Raw genomic sequence first — 18,207 nt, 5'->3', positions numbered from 1 at the left:
CCTTAGAAATACTAGCCACATAACCTACGATGAAAATAAAAACTAACCTTGTCAGTCAGACGATCGCTTTGGTATTTTTATTAAATATATGTTAAGGCTGGGTATAGCTCCGCATAAAAAATATTTAATAAAACTTCCTCTAACAAAAAAGGTGGTAAAGGATGAAAACAGAGTATCTACGATTAGAAGGGATGGGCTGTGCTGCTTGTGCGTCTAACATTGAGCAAGCCATCAAATCTGTACCGGGAGTTATGGACTGTAACGTTAACTTCGGGATGGAACAGGCTACTGTTAAGTATCATCCGCAGCGCACAAGTTTAGAAAATATTCAACAGGCTGTCGCCGACGCAGGATATACAGCACAACCGCTGCAAGAACTGGGAACTGGTGAGGACGATCGCGAAAAAACATCCCGTCAAAAAGAACAGCAAATATTGCAACGTAAAGTGATAGTAGGGGCAATCATCAGCATTATACTAATTGTCGGTTCACTCCCAGCAATGACCGGCTTACATATACCATTCATACCGATGTTTTTGCACAATGCTTGGGTGCAATTAGTGTTAACAACGCCAGTGCTATTATGGTGCGGTCAATCGTTTTTCAAAGGAGCTTGGAAATCAGTAAAACGGCGCATCGCGGATATGAATACTCTGATTGCTCTCGGTACAGGTGCAGCATATTTACATTCTTTGGTTGCGACTGTTTGGCCGCAGTTATTTGTGGAAACAGAAGAACCTGCCTTACAACCTGATGTTTATTACGAGAGTACGGCTATTATTATTACTTTAATTTTGTTAGGACGATTTTTGGAAAATCGCGCCAGGGGACAAACATCAGAAGCTATTCGCAAACTGATGGGTTTGCAAGCAAAAACTGCTCGCGTGATTCGCGCAGGAGAAGAAGTAGATGTTCCCATTGCTGAAGTTACAGTTGGTGAGATAATTGTAGTTCGTCCTGGCGAAAAAATTCCCGTTGATGGAGAAGTAATTGAAGGTAGCTCAACGGTAGACGAAGCAATGGTGACAGGAGAAAGTTTGCCTGTGAGCAAACATTCGGGGGATGAAGTAATTGGAGCGACAATAAATAAAACTGGTAGTTTTAAATTCCGTGCATCGCGAGTAGGAAAAGATACTGTTTTGGCTCAAATTGTCAAATTAGTACAACAAGCTCAAGGTTCTAAAGCACCCATTCAAAGATTAGCCGATCGCATCACAGGATGGTTTGTGCCGACTGTAATTGCCATTGCGATCGCAACCTTCATTATCTGGTTTAGTCTCATAGGTAACTTGACACTAGCTTTAATGACTGCTGTCGGCGTCTTAATTATTGCTTGTCCTTGCGCGTTGGGTTTAGCTACACCCACTTCCGTGATGGTAGGCACCGGTAAAGGTGCAGAAAACGGCATTTTAATTAAAGGTGCAGATAGTCTGGAACTCGTCCATAAAATCGAAACCATTGTATTCGATAAAACTGGTACTCTCACAGAAGGAAAACCAACCGTAACAAACTACGTAACGGTTTTAGGAACTGCTCACAGCAACGAAATCAAACTTTTGCGATTAGCAGCTGCTGTAGAACGTTATTCAGAACATCCTTTGGCAGAAGCAATTGTTAATTACGCCAAAGCTCAAGGCGTTGATTTTCCGCTACCAGAAGCTGAAAAATTTCAAGCAATTGCTGGGAGTGGTGTGCAAAGTATTGTTTCTGGAAGACTTGTACAAATCGGTACACAGCGGTGGCTGCAAGAACTGACGATCGATACTGTAAATTTTGACGTGCCATTGCAAAATTACCAAGCGCAGTGGGAAGCAGATGGCAAAACAGTTGTTTGGATAGCAGTAGATGGAGAAGTGCAAGGATTAATAGGTATTGCCGATACTCTCAAAGTTTCTTCGGCTAATGCTATAAAAGCGCTGCAAAAGCTAGGTTTACAAGTAGTTATGCTGACAGGAGATAATCGAAAAACAGCTGAAGCGATCGCACATGATTTAGGGATCGATCGCGTCTTTGCCGAAGTACGTCCCGATCGAAAAGCAACTGTTATCCAATCTCTTCAAGCGGAAAACAGTCACAAAATTTCTAATTCAAAATCCCTATTCTCACGTAAAATCCTGGCAAGGAAACAAAATCGTAAATCCGTTGTCGCAATGGTCGGAGATGGAATTAACGACGCACCTGCGCTAGCGCAAGCGGATGTAGGCATTGCGATCGGTACCGGTACAGATGTAGCGATCGCAGCCAGCGATATCACGCTAATTTCTGGAGATTTACAAGCGATTGTCACAGCTATTCAACTCAGTCGCGCCACCATGCAAAATATTCGTCAAAATCTCTTCTTTGCCTTTATTTACAATGTCGCCGGAATTCCGATCGCAGCTGGTATTCTGTTCCCCTTCTTTGGTTGGTTACTCAATCCAATTATTGCAGGCGCAGCGATGGCTTTCAGTTCTGTTTCTGTTGTAACTAACGCACTGCGCTTGCGAAACTTTCAGCCGAAAAGTATTTAGTTGGTAGGGTGCGTTAATGTGGTGTAACGCACCTGTATTTTACCAGCAATCCGAAAGTTACAAATTAGATAAATTTCCTCATTTTTGCTCACCCCAACTACGCAATTGTAGATAAACCAACAACAGCGTTACTGCTAGCAAAACTGTGGCTGCTGCGGCTGCATAACCAAAATCAAATTGGCCAAATGCTTGGTCGTAAATATAGTAAACCAACAAGTTAGTAGAATTTAAAGGCCCGCCTCCAGTAATCACATAAACTTGCTCGAAACTTCGCAGCGTAAAAATTGCTGTAGTGACAGTAGCAAATACTAAAGTCGATCGCAAACTCGGTAGAGTAATATGCCAAAATTGTTGCCAGGAATTCGCGCCATCTAACTCGGCTGCTTCGTAAAGTTGTTGTGGAATTACTTGCAGTCCCGCTAAAAACACTACCATATTGAAACCGATCTGTTTCCAGGTACTTAATAAAATCAATACAGGCATTGCCCAAGTTGTGCTAATCAGCCAGGGAATTGGTTGAATGCCGATCGCATTCAGAAACGCATTAACTGACCCATCAGTTTGAAAGAGCCAGCGAAATCCCAATCCAACTGCAACTAGAGAGGTAATGGAGGGGATGAAATAAGCAGTTCGCAGTATACCCCGCCATTTTAAGGCGCGATTCAACAATACTGCCAATCCCAAAGGAATAACTAAGCTGGGAATGACTGTGGCAATTGTAAAATAAGCTGTGTTAGCCACAACTTGCCAAAAATCTGGGGTCACGATTAAGCGCCAGTAGTTCCGCAATCCCACCCAGCGAGTACCGGCTTGAGTAAAGTTACCTGCTGTAAAGCTTAAGTAAAACAGGTAGGCGATCGGCCACAAGACAAACACACCGAGTAAAATCAGTGCCGGAGCTAAAAAAATCCAGGCCGCGATCGCATCATTGTCCAACCAAGATTTACCATATACTTTTGGCCTCAGCAAAGTTTCCTCCCAGTTGCCATGACTGCCAATCCCATATCAGTTGATTCTACCCCCAGTCTCATTTCGCCCGATGTTCCGCTCGATCGCTCAATCCCAGCCGTACCTTTAAAATTGGGTATCATGGCTTCTGGGAATGGTAGTAACTTTGAGGCAGTTGCAGAAGCGATCGCATCTGGAGAACTCAATGCCAAAACACAAGTATTGATTTACAATAATCCTGACGCCAAAGTCGTCGCCAGAGCAGAACGTTGGGGTGTTCCTTCTCTCCTCCTCAATCACCGAGATTATCAAAAGCGAGAAGATTTGGATGCCAAAATTGTGGAGACTTTCCAACAATTCGGCGTTGAGTGGGTCATTATGGCAGGTTGGATGCGAATTGTTACCCCGGTATTAATTGATGCTTTTCCGAATCGGTTGATTAACATTCATCCCAGCTTGTTACCCAGTTTTCGGGGTGTCCGCGCTATCGAACAAGCTCTCGCTACTGGTGTAAAAATTACTGGTTGTACGGTTCACCTAGTTGTCCCGGAAGTGGATAGCGGCCCAATTTTGATGCAAGCTGCCGTACCGATACTGCCAAATGATACTTCGGAAACGCTGCACGCGAGAATACAGGTGCAGGAACATCGGATTTTACCGAGAGCGATCGCCTTAGCTGCCAAAATATATAAATGAAAAAGCAAGGGAGAGGGAAGAGGAATTTTGAATGAGTGACTTTTAACTCCCTCCTGCTGCAATCATCACACTGCTCGATTTAATCACCGCGAAGACTTCTTTTCCCTTCTTTAACCCCAGCTTGTCCGCCGATGTACGAGTAACAATCGATACTAGCTCTACTCCCGGTGCGATCTCCAGGGTAACTTCCACATTCACGCTCCCTTTGACAATTCGTTTCACTTTTGCTGTCAAGAGGTTGCGGGCACTGATTTGTACAGACTGTAACGTTGCTGTATTGATTGACTCGTTCGCGACGCTCACCGAAGGTATCGCTTCTTCTGCTTCTTCCTCTAAATCCTCGGAAAAATCGATCGCGTTGACATCAAACGGGGCAGAGGAAAGAGTTTTCCCCATCTGCCGAATCATTTCTCGCAAGATTTCTGTTTTAGTGCGCTGGGTCTGCTGGCTCATCTGTTCCAGAATTCGCCGTTCTTCATCTGAGGATTGGAAGGTAATCCACCCTTGCTCTTTTCTTGGCATTTTTTGATACCAAATAGGTTGGTATAAAGTTGGTATGATAGCCCGATGGTTATATATTCCAGCGGTAAATCGATGTTCGATTTCCCCGATCTAACCATAGCAACGCTACCCTGCCAACTCAAGTCTTATGAAACGAAGACGCATTCTCGCCTTTCTGAGCGGATTTCTAGCAACTCTCCTGCTAGCGATCGGCTTCAAGGTACTCATACCCGTTCCAGCCAAAGCGCAGTCTACCACACTTCTAATTGGAGCCGCAGCTAGTTTGCAAAATGCCCTGCAACAACTCGATCCCCTCTTTGAATCTGCCAATCGAGGCATTACAGTCAACTACAATTTTGCCGCCTCTGGGCCACTTCAACAGCAAATCGAGCAGGGCGCACCGATCGACCTATTCATTTCTGCGGCAAATAAACAAATGGATACCTTGCAGCAGAAAAATTTGATTGTAACCGATACTCGTCGCAACTTACTAACCAACAGCTTAGTTCTAGTAGTACCCAGCAACTCGACATTACAGCTGACAAACTTCCGACAGTTAACCGACTCAAACATCAAAAAGATTTCCGTTGGAGAGCCACGTAGCGTCCCGGCTGGGCAATATGCGGAAGAAGTGTTTAAAAATCTAGGAATTTTAGCACAAGTGCAACCCAAGCTCGTTTACGGCAACTCAGTTCGGAATGTTTTAGGAAGTGTAGAAAGTGGTAACGCAGATGCCGGAATTGTTTATGCCACTGATGCCAAAATTTCTAACCAGGTCAAACAAGTAGCAACTGCTCCCAGTAACTTGCACTCTGCGATCGTTTATCCAATGGCAGTAATTACAGCCAGTCGCAATCAGCAAGCCGCTCGTACCTACGCTCAATTCTTAACGAGCGGACAAGCTCAAGCTGTATTTAGGCAATACGGCTTCGGCATTGCTCGATAGAAACTGACCTATTGAATCATAGTTGGCTCAAAGAAATTGCAAGTTTCAAATGAAGCTAGCTACATCATTCCCTCCTCACACTTTTTATTGATATACCTCGTTGTTATGACTGCCGATCTTTCCCCGTTATGGATTTCGCTGAAAACCGCAGGGCTTGCAACCATTGCCATATTCTTTACAGGGATTGCAGCTGCCTACTGGATGTTGGGTTATCGAGGACGCTGGAAGTCAGTCATTGAGGGCATTTTTGTTTCGCCGTTGATTCTGCCGCCTACTGTTGTGGGCTTTATATTGCTGTTGTTGTTTGGCAAAAACGGGCCGCTGGGTCACTTAACGGCTCAGTTTGATTTTACAGTCGTCTTTAGCTGGTACGCGGCAGTTATTACGGCGACAGTTGTGGGTTTTCCCTTGATGTACAAAACCGCATTAGGGGCATTTGAGCAGGTCGATCGCAGTTTGCTGCAAGTTGCCCAAACACTGGGCGCATCAAAAGCACGCATTTTCTGGCGGGTGTTGCTGCCGCTTTCCGTCCCCGGTATTCTGGCGGGAACAATGCTGGGATTTGCACGAGCGTTAGGAGAATTTGGCGCAACGTTGATGTTAGCCGGAAATATTCCCGGTCAAACTCAAACTATTCCAATGGCAATTTACTTTGCGGTGGAAGCAGGGGCTATTAATGAAGCTTGGCTGTGGGTAATCGCAATTATGACGATCTCGCTATCGGGGATCGTGGCAGTAAACTTGTGGCAGAAGCAATACGAGCGCAAGATTCAAGGGAAGTTTGGAGTAGTTGAAGCCAATGAACCTGTTAATGGCAGACATAGAAAGACTGAACTTGCCCAAATCGTGCCACTGGCTCGACCCCAGTTACACCAGTTTGAGGAAGGATTGTTAGTTGATATTGAGAAACAGCTTGCCAACTTTACACTCAAAACTACCTTTACGGCTCAGGAAGAAACATTAGGGCTACTGGGTGGATCTGGCTCTGGCAAGAGCATGACTCTTCGCTGTATTGCTGGAGTAGAAACACCGACCGAAGGACGAATTGTCTTGAACGGTCAGACTTTGTTTGATTCGGAAAAGCGGATCGATGTCCCCAGTCATCAGCGCAAAGTCAGTTTGGTGTTTCAAAACTATGCCTTGTTTCCTCATATGACCGTTGCCCAAAATATTGCCTTTGGCTTGCAGCGTTTACCAAAACGATTGCGATCGCAACGAGTAAATCAACACCTTGCTTTACTGCAATTACAGGGATTAGGCGATCGCTATCCCCATCAACTTTCGGGCGGACAGCAACAAAGAGTTGCCTTAGCAAGGGCGCTAGCAACCGAACCGGAAGCTTTATTACTCGACGAACCATTTTCGGCGCTGGATACTTATCTTCGCAGTCAAGTCGAGCGTCAATTGATCGAAACTTTGTCTACCTATTCTGGTGTGACGTTGTTTGTAACGCATAATTTAGAGGAAGCCTATCGGGTCTGTGAAAAATTGATGGTGATGTCAGGTGGCAAACCGATCGCTTTTGATGCCAAACATCAGATTTTTGAACATCCTCGTACTATTCGCGTTGCACAACTGACGGGATGCAAAAACTTTTCTCGTGCTACTGCTCTGGGAGTGGATAAGATCGAAGCGATCGATTGGGGCGTTACCTTACAAGTCGTGGAAGCTATTCCCGATGACCTGGCAGATGTGGGTATTCGTGCCCATCAAATTAGTCTTATGCCTAATGCTGATTCAAATTTGAATAATACGTTTCCGTGCTGGTTAGCTTCAACCAGTGAAACACCACACCGCATGACACTTTTCCTCAAGTTAAATGCTGCACCTGAAAACGCGCAGGATTACCACGTACAGGCAGAAATTTTCAAAGAGAAGTGGGAAGCAATCAAGAATCATCCGTTTCCTTGGTATGCGCGGTTCGATCCTCTCCGTCTAATCTTAATGGTTGATTAAACCCCAGATAAACAACTCTGCAAAACTCTCTATCCTCTTTGAAAATAACCATTTTTCGTCTTCCGGATGCCATAGCCCCTAGCTATAGCAACCGCGAGTGCGGTTAGGGCATCCTAAAACCCTATAACCAATTCACAGCAAGCTTTTGACTTTTGACTTTTGCTATATATTATGCCGCTGGCTTATGCTTTGTTAATTTCAACGCTGACAATAACAAAATTGTCCCCAGTATTAGGTACAGCAGAGAGCTTGATACATACCTCAACAAATTACTCCCAATAAATGCACCCAGAATTGAGCCTGAAGCCATTGAAACAATAAATTTTTGTTCTGATTCAACTCCCTTTAGCCGTTGCTGACTTTTGTATTTGAATAGACCCATCACAATTGTGGGAATGCTAATCGCAAGGCTCAAACTACCCGCCAATTTAATGTCAACTGCAAATACCAGAATAATTGTTGGAATAATCAACTCACCGCCTGCTACACCTAGCATACTGCTGAATATGCCAATCACAATTCCCGCTGCAAACGCTATGCTGATTTTCAATAGACTTGGCAGTTGCAAACTTCCCAAACTGAAGATGAGATTATGCCCTATCAATACAAAGCTTATAAAAATTAGAAAAACTACGATAACTCGATTTAACGCTCGTTCGTTAATTCGGGTTGCATAGTGAACTCCAACATAAGAACCGATGAGAGAGCCTGCCAGAATATTGACGATCGCTACCCAATTTGCTGCAACATTCTCAAGACCAATAACGTGATTCCGAAAAATAAACGAGAATATTACTGTTACAAGGCTCACGATGAGATTAATAACGATCGCTTGTAGGGTGTGATAGTTAAATACGCTCAGTAAAATCGGTAAGCGGAACTCTGCACCACCCAAACCGATTAGCCCACCAAGAACTCCGACCAAAGCACCCCAAGCAAACGCCGACATATTCCGCATTGACATACACACATCTACAACAGAGACATTATGAATAGTTTACTTTGACCCCAGTGGGATCGACTTAGAAATCATTGGTTTCGACTGTCTCAGATGTAGGCTTCGGCTCCTCCTTGCGGGTTTGATATGATGTCCGCCAAATCAGCCATAATATAAATTGCTGAAACCCTTGTTTTAAAAGCTTTGTAATTATGGCCAATTGGCAGGACATTTGATGACTTACTCGTTGCGTTCAAAGCGATCGAACGGTCTAATCGACGGCGATCATCACATCTGATGACTTGATTACTGCGTACACTTGTTTCCCTGCTGTCAGTCCCAAGTTTTCCGCCGATGCTTTGATAATCACTTGTAGATTAAGGATGTTCCTGACAATCGTCATGGCGATCGACTATTTTTAAGAAGGCTAAATTAGCGATCGCATTCACGGAATGAACCGCGTTGGCAGGCATGGCAACAAACACACCCGGCTCTAGCGCGATTTCTTGTCCTTCCAATGTGAAAACTCCTTGTCCTTCAATGACGGTAATAAATCCATCATGGGACGAAGTATGGCTGTTTAAAACAGTTCCTGCTTTTAAGCAGACTAAGATTGCTTGGCGTTTTTCGTCTTTAGTAACGATCTGGCGGCGTACTCCTGAGTCTCCATATTCAATTAGATCGCGCAGTTGAGTAGCGAATCCAACCAGTTTTGTTGTGGAAGTAACCATGATATGAACCTCTCAATACAATACAAATCGATTTGACTTATTTCTGGCTTATGCACCAGTTTCGACTTCAAAGTAGATGTTTTTCTTGTCTCCAGGAATAACCTCTATTCTGCTGCTTTGGGTCACGCGAGACAAATATTCGCTGATGTTTTCCATATTGCCAACAATGTCCCAGTAGGTTTCAGCATCAGGACAGAAAATCTTCAGTGTTGGCACGTCTTGGTTTGTTGTCAGTGACCACTGGCATTGAGTCAAGAGTGTTTGCGTAATGCGATCGCAACCTGCATAAAAATGGTTGCTCACAGCTTCCTGAAGTTGTGACAGTAAGTCTCGATCTACAGATGTGCAAATGGGAGCCAGATCGTCGGGAGGAAGAATGAACGTTTTCATAAGTAACTCGCTCAAAAGTATTAAACTCGATTAATTTGGTGAGATTTTATTCAACAACTTTACAAGGGGTAGGATGTGGCTGATTGCTGTTGGGACAAGTTTGTAAATCTTGCTGGATTAAGTTATCTCGAACAACCTGGTAAGACTTATCTATTGCTTCTAACCCAATCCAGGCTGCAATTTTATTACTGTCAAAGCCAACTTCCCGGCGCTCGCCAACTTGTATGAGGGGACGACGAATCAATAGAGGGTCTTCGAGCATCAAATTTAAGGCAGTTTCTGCATCCAATAGCGCGGGAACAATCTTCCCTGATTTAATTGAAGGTGCAGTGTAATTAAACCATTCTGTAACTGGCAAATTCCCAAAAAATGGCCTTAGTGTTTCAACAGTCCAGGATTGAGTCAACAAATTATAAGCTTCAACGATATGTCCTGCCGCTGACAACAATGCTTTTTGCTTTTTGTTGTTGATACAGCCTGGTTTTTCATAAAAGATAACAGTTGTCATTTGATTTCCTCCTCAATGATGTTTAGAAAAGTGACAAATTCGTCCTGCATCGCAGGTTAAGCTAGTAAAATTCTTTGACTTGGGAATATTAATTGTACAAAATGAATGAGAACGTAATTTCTTGGTTAACTTTGTCCGGCTTTGTCGAAATACAAGAAAATGCTGCATAATTTCAAAAAAACGACGCTTATCGAAAATACCTCCTATTAAGGTTTCTATTTCACCATGTCCTGAGAAAGGAATATCTTCTCCGTTAACTGATCGAATGGGAATAAACTGTTTCCATTGGCTGGTGAGTGTACCAATACGAGATTGCGTTCCATTGGAAAGCACCAGCAACTCATTGAACGAAAAAAATTTGGGTAGGTGAGCTTGATACTCTTGAAGTTGTAAACAAGCTGCTCGCAGTGACCATGATTTTTCACCTGTATGAACACCATGAAATACTGCTAGTGGTAATCCATTAATAAAGACAACCAGATCCAGGCAATGCTGATAGTCTCCTTCAATTACAGGAAAAGAGTAGATCGCTAACCAATCGTTGTTCAGGAGATTGGAAAAATCTAACAATTGCAAGGTTATCGGTTTACTGCGATCGGTTCCTGAAGAGTTGATTTTTATACCATCCAATAATTGCAGATGCCATTGACGGTTTTGTTGCATTATCGGTATGGAACGATTTGCTGTTAATTCATAAAGGAGATTTTCTATCTCCTGAGGTGAGACATCCGGGTTGATTCGCTGCATTGCTTGACAAAAGCGATCGCTCAGGATGCCGTTGCAATAACTTCGCAAAATTGCCTGATGTCGTCCAGAAACAATATCTGATTGCAACAAAACAGTATAGCCTAACACCTCGAACCAGGTTAGAATACGTTCTACACTCGGTTCAATAGTCTTAGAGGACTTCAGCCACGAAGGGACAGGATCTCTAGTGCGATTGACTGTGTTTTTGGGCGATCGATTCATGAATTCCAGAAAGCGCTAATGGCAATACAGCTAGTTTTTATTGTTTACCAACTATATTGGTATCACACGCCTGTTCTGATTGGCATTTAGCAATTAGGGATGTACTCGCACACGGTAATCTGTTTACAGTCAACGTTTCAAATTTTTTTTGGGTCAGGGTACGAGTATTTCTAGACCAGGTAATAGAAAATTGTAAATTTTCTATTTTACCAAAATTTTCTGCTCTACTAAAATAAAAAAAACCAAAATAATAATATTTTTTCATAAACCAGAAGGGGGTAAAAATTTTGTCCGAAAGCCTTACAACGTTAGCTTTTTAACCCACCCACATTCTCAAAAATTAGCCGTAAATCTGGTACTTTTCTTAGAGATTTAGATGAAAATAATTTGCTAGCGCTTATTTGATGACAACAATTTGGCACAACGACTTACTCAGTTCCGGCCACAAGATTATGTATGGGCGAAGCATTCCGACAATACTATATGGCTTTACAGATCCGCTTTCTCACAGAATGCTTCGCCCTTCTCAGCTTAGGTATTCTTTCATTGGCAAAGGAGTAATTTGTCACATATGACAATTAATTAGCCAGGTACATCCGTTCAGCCACACTCTTCTGCATTTTTCAACGGAGAGGGTGGGATTTGAACCCACGTTGACGTTGCCGCCAAAGCGCATTTCGAGTGCGCCGCATTCAACCGCTCTGCCACCTCTCCAACAGGCGCATGATATATCATAGCGCTTTTCGCGATAACTTGCCAGCCCTTCACAGCAAAGAAGCTCGATCTTCTGTTAATTCGAGTGTTGTCTCAAATTGGCCGTCGGCAGTTAATTGGATGGCCCCACTACGGCTGGGATTGTAGACCTGAGTTTTCGCTTTTTGCAAGTAAGTGGCAGTTTCCGGATCGATCGCGCTAGAAGAAGCGATCGCAACTCCTGGTTGTAGTACTTTCAGCAGTTCCGGCGTTAAACGCTGTCCAGACCACCAAAGCACCAAATTCTTGGACAATTCTCTTTTCTTTGCCAAAAGTTTTTGCTGATCTGGCTGAATATCTCCCAGTAATATCCAGCTTTGTTCTTTGATCTGGAATTGCAATATAGGAAACTCCGCATCAATTAATTTAATTGTTGTCGAGCCGATCTGCAAAGTGCGATCGCTTGTCAAAGGTTGGTAAGTTGCCTGACCGAATTGGACTGGATTTAAAGAAAGTTGACTGCTAGAGTCAACTTTTGAGGAAGTATTACCGTAGAAATTGGCAATAGGTAGACGTTCCTGGATTATTGACCATCCTCTGCTCGTTGCCTGCTGGGTAGTTGTAGCGATCGCCCAATCTATTTTATTAATACCTTCCTGTTGCAAAAAAGGTATTACAGCAAACCGCGCTGCATTACTATCTCCACTATTAATTAATGCAACTTTCCCTCGGTCTTGAATCACCATTACAGGTTCCCTACCTGTCGCCAACACAGTCACCTGAAACAAAGTAGTGGACTCTTGCCAAATAGGGATAGCAACGAGAGCGATCGCCACAATTGCAGCCAACCACCAACGGCGATGCCACCAACGTAGAAGCCAAACTAAACAAATTATTCCGTAAAGCGCTATCAATTGCAATATAGATATAGCTCCAACTGCTACAGAATTTCCCGGTAACTGGCAAAAATATTCTACTAGCGCAATCAACCAGTGAGTAGGGTAATACAGCGTCCAAGCTAAAGCGCTTCCTGCCAACGGCCAAATCAATGCTGCTATTGCACTGATAAATCCACCAATACTGATAATTGTGACTAATATTGTCGTCGTTATATTAACCGGAAGACTGTAGGGAGAAATTACTTTAAAAGCGTATAATTGTAACGGTAAAGTCCATAACGAAGCAGCCATTGGGATAGATATTACAGAAGCGAATAGGGGCGGTATCCAGTCCAGCCATTGGATTATTACTGGCGCTGTTACTAACAATCCCAAAGTTGCCAGAAAACTCAGTTGAAAACTCAAATCCCAAATCCACAAAGGATTAAATAGCAGCAATATAGTTGCCGCTATTAAAAAAGAACTAAATTGCCTAATTTTTCGCTTCATTACTAAAGCAATTAAAGCGCCTACTCCCATTACAACCGCTCGTAGGACAGGCGCTTGTACCCCTGCCAAACCTATAAAAAACAAAAGAGATGCAATACCAGAAACAAATTGCACTCTTAGTGGTAAACGTCTTGTCAGAGCTAAAACAATACCTAAAATAAGCGATACTTGAAAGCCAGATGCTGCTAAAGCGTGAGCTAACCCAACCCTAGCAAATTGGTCTCTAATTTCGGGAGATAAATATAAGTTTACTGTTTGACTTCCCAGAACCATTGCACTGACTAATGGCCCTTCAGGAATGCCCAACCAATGTGTCTGGGAGCGAATAATTCTTTGTCTGATCGTCCACCATCCCCATTGAGAACTTGCTTGTTCGTTAATTAGGTTTACCTGACGTCCTTTGAGACCTGCAAAAGCACCTTGTTGAGCTAAATAAGCTTTAAAATCAAAGCTGCCCGGATTGGTGGCGGATTCGGGTTTGTATAAAATACCTGTAACTGCGATCGTTTCTCCAGGATATAAACCTGTGCCTTGAAGTAAGGGTACGGTCACATACAATTTGCCTGTAACCTCTTTGCCTACCTCCACAGGGCGATCGCTACCGACAATTTCATCGAGTTGCGTCACATTTAACCAAAATTGTACCCTTTGACTGCGGGTGAGGCGGGGCATATCCTCTATTTTGCCCCGCACCGTGACTACTTGTTCGAGAGCTTTTTCTTGCAAACTAATATCATTAGTTGCTGGTTTTGGCACTTTTGTCTGGAAATACAGACTTGCCAGCAATCCGACAACACCTGCTGCCACCCATAACCAGGACTTAGGGCCTTTACGCCACAAACGGGGCACCAGTGCTGCCGCTCCTATGCCTAAAGCGAGTACGGCGTAACCCCCCCAAGGAGGAAAAGCCGTAAATAATAGGCCAAGAATATAGGCCAGACAAAGAATAACTCCGCTTGTGGCTGCTCTCATTATTGAAGGTTCGTTTCTAGATTGACAAACCCAGCTTCAACCCCAGCACAGCATGAACGAACAACAAACAAAGTGCTGTACTACCCAAATAGGCATGAACCGTGCGGAACGATGCTTTATCGTTGCCAAAGCGGGTTAGAGCGATCGCGGCGTTGATACCCAGCAGTAACAATACTACAGATCCTGTCCAAAAATGAGGGCTATCTAGTATTGCTTCGTGCTGCATCACCAAGGACAAGACCCCACCAGTGTATCCTGCTGCCAAAAACAGAAACATCCAGGGTGCCACTTTACGATGGTCAGATCGACTTTTATTTGCGGTATCTGTATCGCTAACCAAACGTCCGCGCCATCCAGCCCATCCTACAAAGCTACCCATCACGAAGATGACAATCGCCATCATCAGGGGATGCCCCCAATGAATTATAGGATCGGGAAGTCCCATCTTTCTGAATACATCAGCAATTGGTTCGAGAAGTTGGCTCAGATTACTCACTTTTTCCAGACAATACTCAGTTCTTGGGTTTACTTATGCGATCGAAGTTCGGGATTTGGGTATTACAGATTGGGAATTTTTCCCTGCACCCAATACCCTTCATTAAGATACCAGTTGAACTGGCGACTGCTGCCCAGTCTGTTGGGATTTTAGCAGTGGAAAACCAAGTTTTTCCCGTTGTTGCAAGTAAAGCTGCGCTACTTGCCGTGCCATATTGCGAATTTTACCAATATAGCGAGTCCGCTCGGTTACAGAAATGACTCCTCTGGCGTCCAACAGGTTAAAAGTATGAGAACATTTCAAAACGTAGTCAAGGCTCGGTAAAACAAGCCCTCGCTGAATTAATTGCTCTGCTTCCTGCTGGTAGAGGTTAAACAGGGTAAAGAGCATATCTGAATTGGACGCTTCAAAGTTATAGACACACTGCTCTATCTCACCCTGGAGGTGAACATCTCCGTAGGTGACATTATCTGTCCACTTAATTTTGGCGATCGCATCCGTTTCCTGAAGATACATCGCCAATCGCTCCAGCCCGTAGGTGATTTCGATTGACACCGGACGACAATCAATGCCACCACACTGCTGGAAGTAGGTAAATTGGGTTATTTCCATACCATCTAGCCAGACTTCCCAACCTACACCCCAGGCTCCTACGGCTGCATCCTCGTTAGAGTCGATAGAAGCGTCACCACTTCTACCTCTCCTTCAGAACCGGACATGAGACTTTCACCTCATCCGGCTCCTCAACAACTCCATCCCTGTTATGGATACGATTCAAAACGTTTCATCATGGTTCTTTTTGAGGGAACCATCATTGGCCGTTTTTATGTCGTGACAATGTTTATGTAGAAGCCTGAGATTACCGTAGGCGTCCTTTCCGCCTAACGATTTTGGTATTTCATGGTCAACTTCTACAATGTCTGTACTCGTGAAGTACAGACCACAGTGAGAACATTTACCCTTTTGCCTGTTGAGTAATTTTGAAACTCTATTAGGGGTTCCGGGGTATTTTCCACGTCGCTTGCTCCAGTAAGTCCAGTCCCCGTTGTATGGACTTGCTCTACCTTTCACATTGACGTGCCTTATAATAGGCGTTGCCTTGTGTTGGGCTAGTTCCAGTCCATCCTCGGTGCTAAAACACCATCTTCGGTTGCCTACTGTTCTCCAGTATTTATCCTTGTTGATGTTACCTTTCCCCCTTCTCTTAGCCCAAGCCCTTAATTTCTCATAAGTCAGCATATCCAATTTTGAGAAAATTTCTTTGCTGACCACTGTCGAGTAATAGTTTGACCAGCCCCTAATTATAGGACTCAGCTTGCTTATTAAAGCAGCTTGTGAGGCGGTTTTGTGATTATCTATTACCTCGGCAATTTTGTCCAGATGATTTTTGACTTTGGCTTTGGAGGGGGTGATTATTGTTTTAAAACCTAGCAATTTTCCGTTTGTACTCTTGGCACATCGGTAGTTTCCTACTTTGTACTGTTGAATGTGGAATCCCAGAAAATCAAACCCTACATTACCTTCAAGTTCCTTGTAGGTGTGAGTTAATTTGGTTTTGCTTGGTTTTAATTCCAGTCCGATATCACTCAACCAATCTGCAATTACTTTCTGGCAAGTTTTTACGACATTGATATCCTCGTGTATTATCACGAAGTCATCTGCGTATCGAATTAGGCTTAGGGATGTACGGTTGCGCTCTTTCCCTTTATCCCCTTTTAGCGTTTCCGCGTATTGCTTAACCCGTTCTTCCATACCATGTAGGGCAATATTAGCCAATAGCGGTGAAATAACCCCGCCTTGTGGTGTACCTTCATTGGTAGGGAATAACTCTCCTTGGTCAACTACCCCGGCTTTGAGCCATGCACGTAACTGCCGTCTCATCGTCGGGAATGTGTCGATCTTTTTCAGTAACGCTTCATGGTTTATACGGTCAAAGCATTTAGCAATATCAGCGTCAAGCACGTATTTGGCCTTAGTTTTGATACTACTAAAAATTGCTTCAATCGCATCGTGGCACGAACGTCCTGGTCTAAAGCCGTAGCTATTTGGCTCGAATTTAGCCTCCCATTCCGGCTCTAGCGCTAGTTTTAGTAGCGCTTGCAATGCCCGGTCATGTATTGTCGGTATTCCTAACGGTCGTTTCTCGTCTGTCCCTGGTTTGGCAATCATTACCCTACGGGCTGGTTTGGATTTACCAGTGATTCTCAGGTTCTTTGTTAAGACGATACGTTGCTTTGGGGACAGTGTTTTCGCACCATCCACACCAGCCGTATTCTTGCATTGGTTGTCCTGAGTGACTCGTCTAACCGCAATACACCTTGCAGACCAAGACCTAATCAAGGTCTTTTGGAGTTTGCGAACTGCTTTAACATCACCACGTTCACTCGCTTGGAATATTCTCTTTTGCAACTTGAAAGTTACTCGTTCTAGCTTTCGCCAGTTGAGGTCTTGCCATTCCACCATCAGATTGTTCTGTGTATTAGACGTATTCATTGCTACTTGGTCTTATCCTGTGGAGTTATCGTGTATCCGTCTGCATATCCTTGCCATTACAGCAAGGCGTTCGCTTCTGATACAATCCTTCTCTCTTACGCCGTTCGTTAGCTACTTACTGATAATCGACCTTACCAGAGGTTTAAGAGAGTTACTTCGTTCCAATTACACTCAGTTGAATCTTTAGCGTGATGCTGTCCACCGGGTTTCTGGGCAGTGCTTATAAGTCGGAACGTGGAACCGCTTATGCCCTATCCTTGCCTTTTGGCTTGGTCTTATTCAGCCGTTAGACCATATGGAATTAACGATGGTTCTGACACATCTTCGCTTTCGCTACGCATGGATTCTTGCTCGACAGTTACCGAATTCGGCTATCAGTATTTCTGCCTTTTATCCCCGCTTTACCCTGATGGTTGCTACTCATCAAAATAGGGGATACGCTTTTCCCTCTGCACTTGAGAGCCAGGACTAGGGGAGGTACCCCGCACCTAGAAGTGTAATCAGCTGTCACCAACCTTATCGGTTGGGCTAACCGTCCCGCAAGCTTTTCAGCTTACTTTAGGTTAAACGAATCGCACCCAATTATCTTCCACAAACCGAATATCCCGATCTTCGGGACGGATACCCAGCGCCCTCAAAGAATCCAGATATATCTCTTGGATGTTATCCGGTGAAGGTTTGATCAGGACTTGGTACTGATAGTAGTGCTGAAAGCGATTCGGATTTTCGCCATAGCGTCCATCTCCCGGACGGCGACAGGGTTCCACGTATGCAACTGCCCAAGGTTCGGGGCCGATCGCTCTCAGAAAGGTATGAGGATTTTTAGTGCCTGCACCTTTCTCTATGTCATAGGGCTGGGCGATCAGGCAACCGCGATCGCTCCAAAACTGACTGAGTGTGGCAATGACCGACTGAAAATTCACAAATTTTTTCCTGCTGCGCTTTGACTAACTCCATCATTTTGGCCGAAAAGCTGCCTGGTGAGACCGTTTGAGCCATCAAAAAAAAAATTTGCCAAACCGCTTGACACTTCTTGGCAGGCTTGTTACATTAATAAAGCGGCGAGAGAAACG

General features: G+C 44.0%; 15 protein-coding genes, 1 tRNA gene and 2 pseudogenes. 4 read left to right on the top strand and 14 right to left on the bottom strand.

Annotated elements, in window-relative coordinates; genetic code table 11:
* Positions 1-161 precede the first annotated feature (161 nt).
* Positions 162-2,510 (top strand): heavy metal translocating P-type ATPase, encoded by a 2,349-nt coding sequence (locus H6S82_RS02490; protein WP_190474198.1) that lies wholly within the window; start codon positions 162-164, stop codon positions 2,508-2,510.
* 78 nt (positions 2,511-2,588) lie between these two features.
* Here the strand turns inward: H6S82_RS02490 and H6S82_RS02485 are convergent, their stop codons facing one another.
* Positions 2,589-3,479, bottom strand: a complete 891-nt coding sequence (locus H6S82_RS02485; RefSeq protein ID WP_242056786.1) for a sugar ABC transporter permease — start codon at positions 3,477-3,479, stop codon at positions 2,589-2,591.
* Positions 3,480-3,497: 18 nt separating this feature from the next.
* Between H6S82_RS02485 and purN the strand changes: the two genes are divergently transcribed.
* The gene (purN, locus tag H6S82_RS02480) at positions 3,498-4,154 is read left to right on the top strand and encodes a phosphoribosylglycinamide formyltransferase (protein ID WP_190474197.1); all 657 of its coding nucleotides are present in this window, start codon (positions 3,498-3,500) and stop codon (positions 4,152-4,154) included.
* Between the two features lie 42 nt (positions 4,155-4,196).
* Here purN and H6S82_RS33855 read toward each other — a convergent pair whose 3' ends face one another.
* The gene (locus tag H6S82_RS33855; protein WP_190474195.1) at positions 4,197-4,676 is read right to left on the bottom strand and encodes a molybdopterin-binding protein; all 480 of its coding nucleotides are present in this window, start codon (positions 4,674-4,676) and stop codon (positions 4,197-4,199) included.
* A 127-nt stretch (positions 4,677-4,803) separates the two neighbouring features.
* Here H6S82_RS33855 and modA point away from each other — a divergent pair, with 127 nt between their 5' ends.
* Together modA and modB are read left to right on the top strand one after the other, a co-directional pair.
* Positions 4,804-5,601 carry a molybdate ABC transporter substrate-binding protein gene (gene modA / locus H6S82_RS02470; protein WP_190474192.1) on the top strand — a complete coding sequence of 266 codons (798 nt, stop codon included), beginning with the start codon at positions 4,804-4,806 and terminating at the stop codon, positions 5,599-5,601.
* 105 nt (positions 5,602-5,706) lie between these two features.
* Positions 5,707-7,557: a molybdate ABC transporter permease subunit gene (modB, locus tag H6S82_RS02465; protein ID WP_190474190.1), complete on the top strand. Its 1,851-nt coding sequence runs from the start codon at positions 5,707-5,709 to the stop codon at positions 7,555-7,557.
* Between the two features lie 169 nt (positions 7,558-7,726).
* Here the strand turns inward: modB and H6S82_RS02460 are convergent, their stop codons facing one another.
* The 12 genes and pseudogenes from H6S82_RS02460 to H6S82_RS02405 all read right to left on the bottom strand — a co-directional run.
* Positions 7,727-8,521, bottom strand: a complete 795-nt coding sequence (locus tag H6S82_RS02460) for a sulfite exporter TauE/SafE family protein (RefSeq protein ID WP_242056785.1) — start codon at positions 8,519-8,521, stop codon at positions 7,727-7,729.
* A 244-nt stretch (positions 8,522-8,765) separates the two neighbouring features.
* Complete coding sequence (locus H6S82_RS02455) at positions 8,766-8,897, bottom strand: TOBE domain-containing protein (protein WP_190474188.1); 132 nt, start codon at positions 8,895-8,897, stop codon at positions 8,766-8,768.
* A complete protein-coding gene (locus H6S82_RS02450) occupies positions 8,872-9,225 on the bottom strand; it encodes a cupin domain-containing protein (RefSeq protein ID WP_190474187.1) in 354 nt (117 codons plus the stop codon). The genes H6S82_RS02455 and H6S82_RS02450 overlap by 26 nt, the downstream gene beginning before the upstream one ends.
* 48 nt (positions 9,226-9,273) lie before the next feature.
* Complete coding sequence (locus H6S82_RS02445) at positions 9,274-9,615, bottom strand: hypothetical protein (RefSeq protein WP_190474185.1); 342 nt, start codon at positions 9,613-9,615, stop codon at positions 9,274-9,276.
* Positions 9,616-9,661: 46 nt separating this feature from the next.
* A complete protein-coding gene (locus H6S82_RS02440) occupies positions 9,662-10,123 on the bottom strand; it encodes an ArsC/Spx/MgsR family protein (RefSeq protein ID WP_190474184.1) in 462 nt (153 codons plus the stop codon).
* Between the two features lie 12 nt (positions 10,124-10,135).
* A complete protein-coding gene (locus H6S82_RS02435; protein WP_199315593.1) occupies positions 10,136-11,092 on the bottom strand; it encodes a type I restriction endonuclease in 957 nt (318 codons plus the stop codon).
* A gap of 627 nt (positions 11,093-11,719) precedes the next feature.
* A tRNA-Ser gene (locus H6S82_RS02430) sits at positions 11,720-11,806 on the bottom strand.
* A gap of 50 nt (positions 11,807-11,856) precedes the next feature.
* Positions 11,857-14,145 (bottom strand): ComEC/Rec2 family competence protein, encoded by a 2,289-nt coding sequence (locus H6S82_RS02425; protein ID WP_190474181.1) that lies wholly within the window; start codon positions 14,143-14,145, stop codon positions 11,857-11,859.
* 16 nt (positions 14,146-14,161) lie between these two features.
* Positions 14,162-14,641 carry a DUF4079 family protein gene (locus tag H6S82_RS02420; protein ID WP_190474180.1) on the bottom strand — a complete coding sequence of 160 codons (480 nt, stop codon included), beginning with the start codon at positions 14,639-14,641 and terminating at the stop codon, positions 14,162-14,164.
* A gap of 102 nt (positions 14,642-14,743) precedes the next feature.
* A pseudogene (locus H6S82_RS02415) lies at positions 14,744-15,316 on the bottom strand (glycine--tRNA ligase subunit alpha); the annotation flags it as partial.
* Positions 15,317-15,415: 99 nt separating this feature from the next.
* Positions 15,416-17,104 carry a group II intron reverse transcriptase/maturase gene (ltrA, locus tag H6S82_RS02410; protein WP_322112013.1) on the bottom strand — a complete coding sequence of 563 codons (1,689 nt, stop codon included), beginning with the start codon at positions 17,102-17,104 and terminating at the stop codon, positions 15,416-15,418.
* Between the two features lie 608 nt (positions 17,105-17,712).
* Positions 17,713-18,057 (bottom strand): annotated as a pseudogene (locus H6S82_RS02405) (glycine--tRNA ligase subunit alpha); the annotation flags it as partial.
* Between the last annotated feature and the right edge of the window lie 150 nt (positions 18,058-18,207).

Origin of the sequence: Planktothrix sp. FACHB-1355 (assembly GCF_014748295.1) — a bacterium.
Classification (GTDB): Bacteria; Cyanobacteriota; Cyanobacteriia; order Cyanobacteriales; family Aerosakkonemataceae; genus Aerosakkonema; species Aerosakkonema funiforme_A.
This window is presented reverse-complemented; position numbering and strand designations above follow the sequence as displayed.

Coding starts and splice junctions, on each gene's coding strand:
- H6S82_RS02445 (WP_190474185.1), bottom strand. CDS start 9,615: ATGAAAACGTTCATTCTTCCTCCCGACGATCTGGCTCCCATTTGCACA.
- purN (WP_190474197.1), top strand. CDS start 3,498: ATGACTGCCAATCCCATATCAGTTGATTCTACCCCCAGTCTCATTTCG.
- H6S82_RS02435 (WP_199315593.1), bottom strand. CDS start 11,092: ATGAATCGATCGCCCAAAAACACAGTCAATCGCACTAGAGATCCTGTC.
- H6S82_RS02450 (WP_190474187.1), bottom strand. CDS start 9,225: ATGGTTACTTCCACAACAAAACTGGTTGGATTCGCTACTCAACTGCGC.
- modB (WP_190474190.1), top strand. CDS start 5,707: ATGACTGCCGATCTTTCCCCGTTATGGATTTCGCTGAAAACCGCAGGG.
- H6S82_RS02455 (WP_190474188.1), bottom strand. CDS start 8,897: ATGACGATTGTCAGGAACATCCTTAATCTACAAGTGATTATCAAAGCA.
- H6S82_RS02460 (WP_242056785.1), bottom strand. CDS start 8,521: ATGTCAATGCGGAATATGTCGGCGTTTGCTTGGGGTGCTTTGGTCGGA.
- H6S82_RS02440 (WP_190474184.1), bottom strand. CDS start 10,123: ATGACAACTGTTATCTTTTATGAAAAACCAGGCTGTATCAACAACAAA.
- H6S82_RS02490 (WP_190474198.1), top strand. CDS start 162: ATGAAAACAGAGTATCTACGATTAGAAGGGATGGGCTGTGCTGCTTGT.
- H6S82_RS02425 (WP_190474181.1), bottom strand. CDS start 14,145: ATGAGAGCAGCCACAAGCGGAGTTATTCTTTGTCTGGCCTATATTCTT.
- ltrA (WP_322112013.1), bottom strand. CDS start 17,104: ATGGTGGAATGGCAAGACCTCAACTGGCGAAAGCTAGAACGAGTAACT.
- H6S82_RS33855 (WP_190474195.1), bottom strand. CDS start 4,676: ATGCCAAGAAAAGAGCAAGGGTGGATTACCTTCCAATCCTCAGATGAA.
- modA (WP_190474192.1), top strand. CDS start 4,804: ATGAAACGAAGACGCATTCTCGCCTTTCTGAGCGGATTTCTAGCAACT.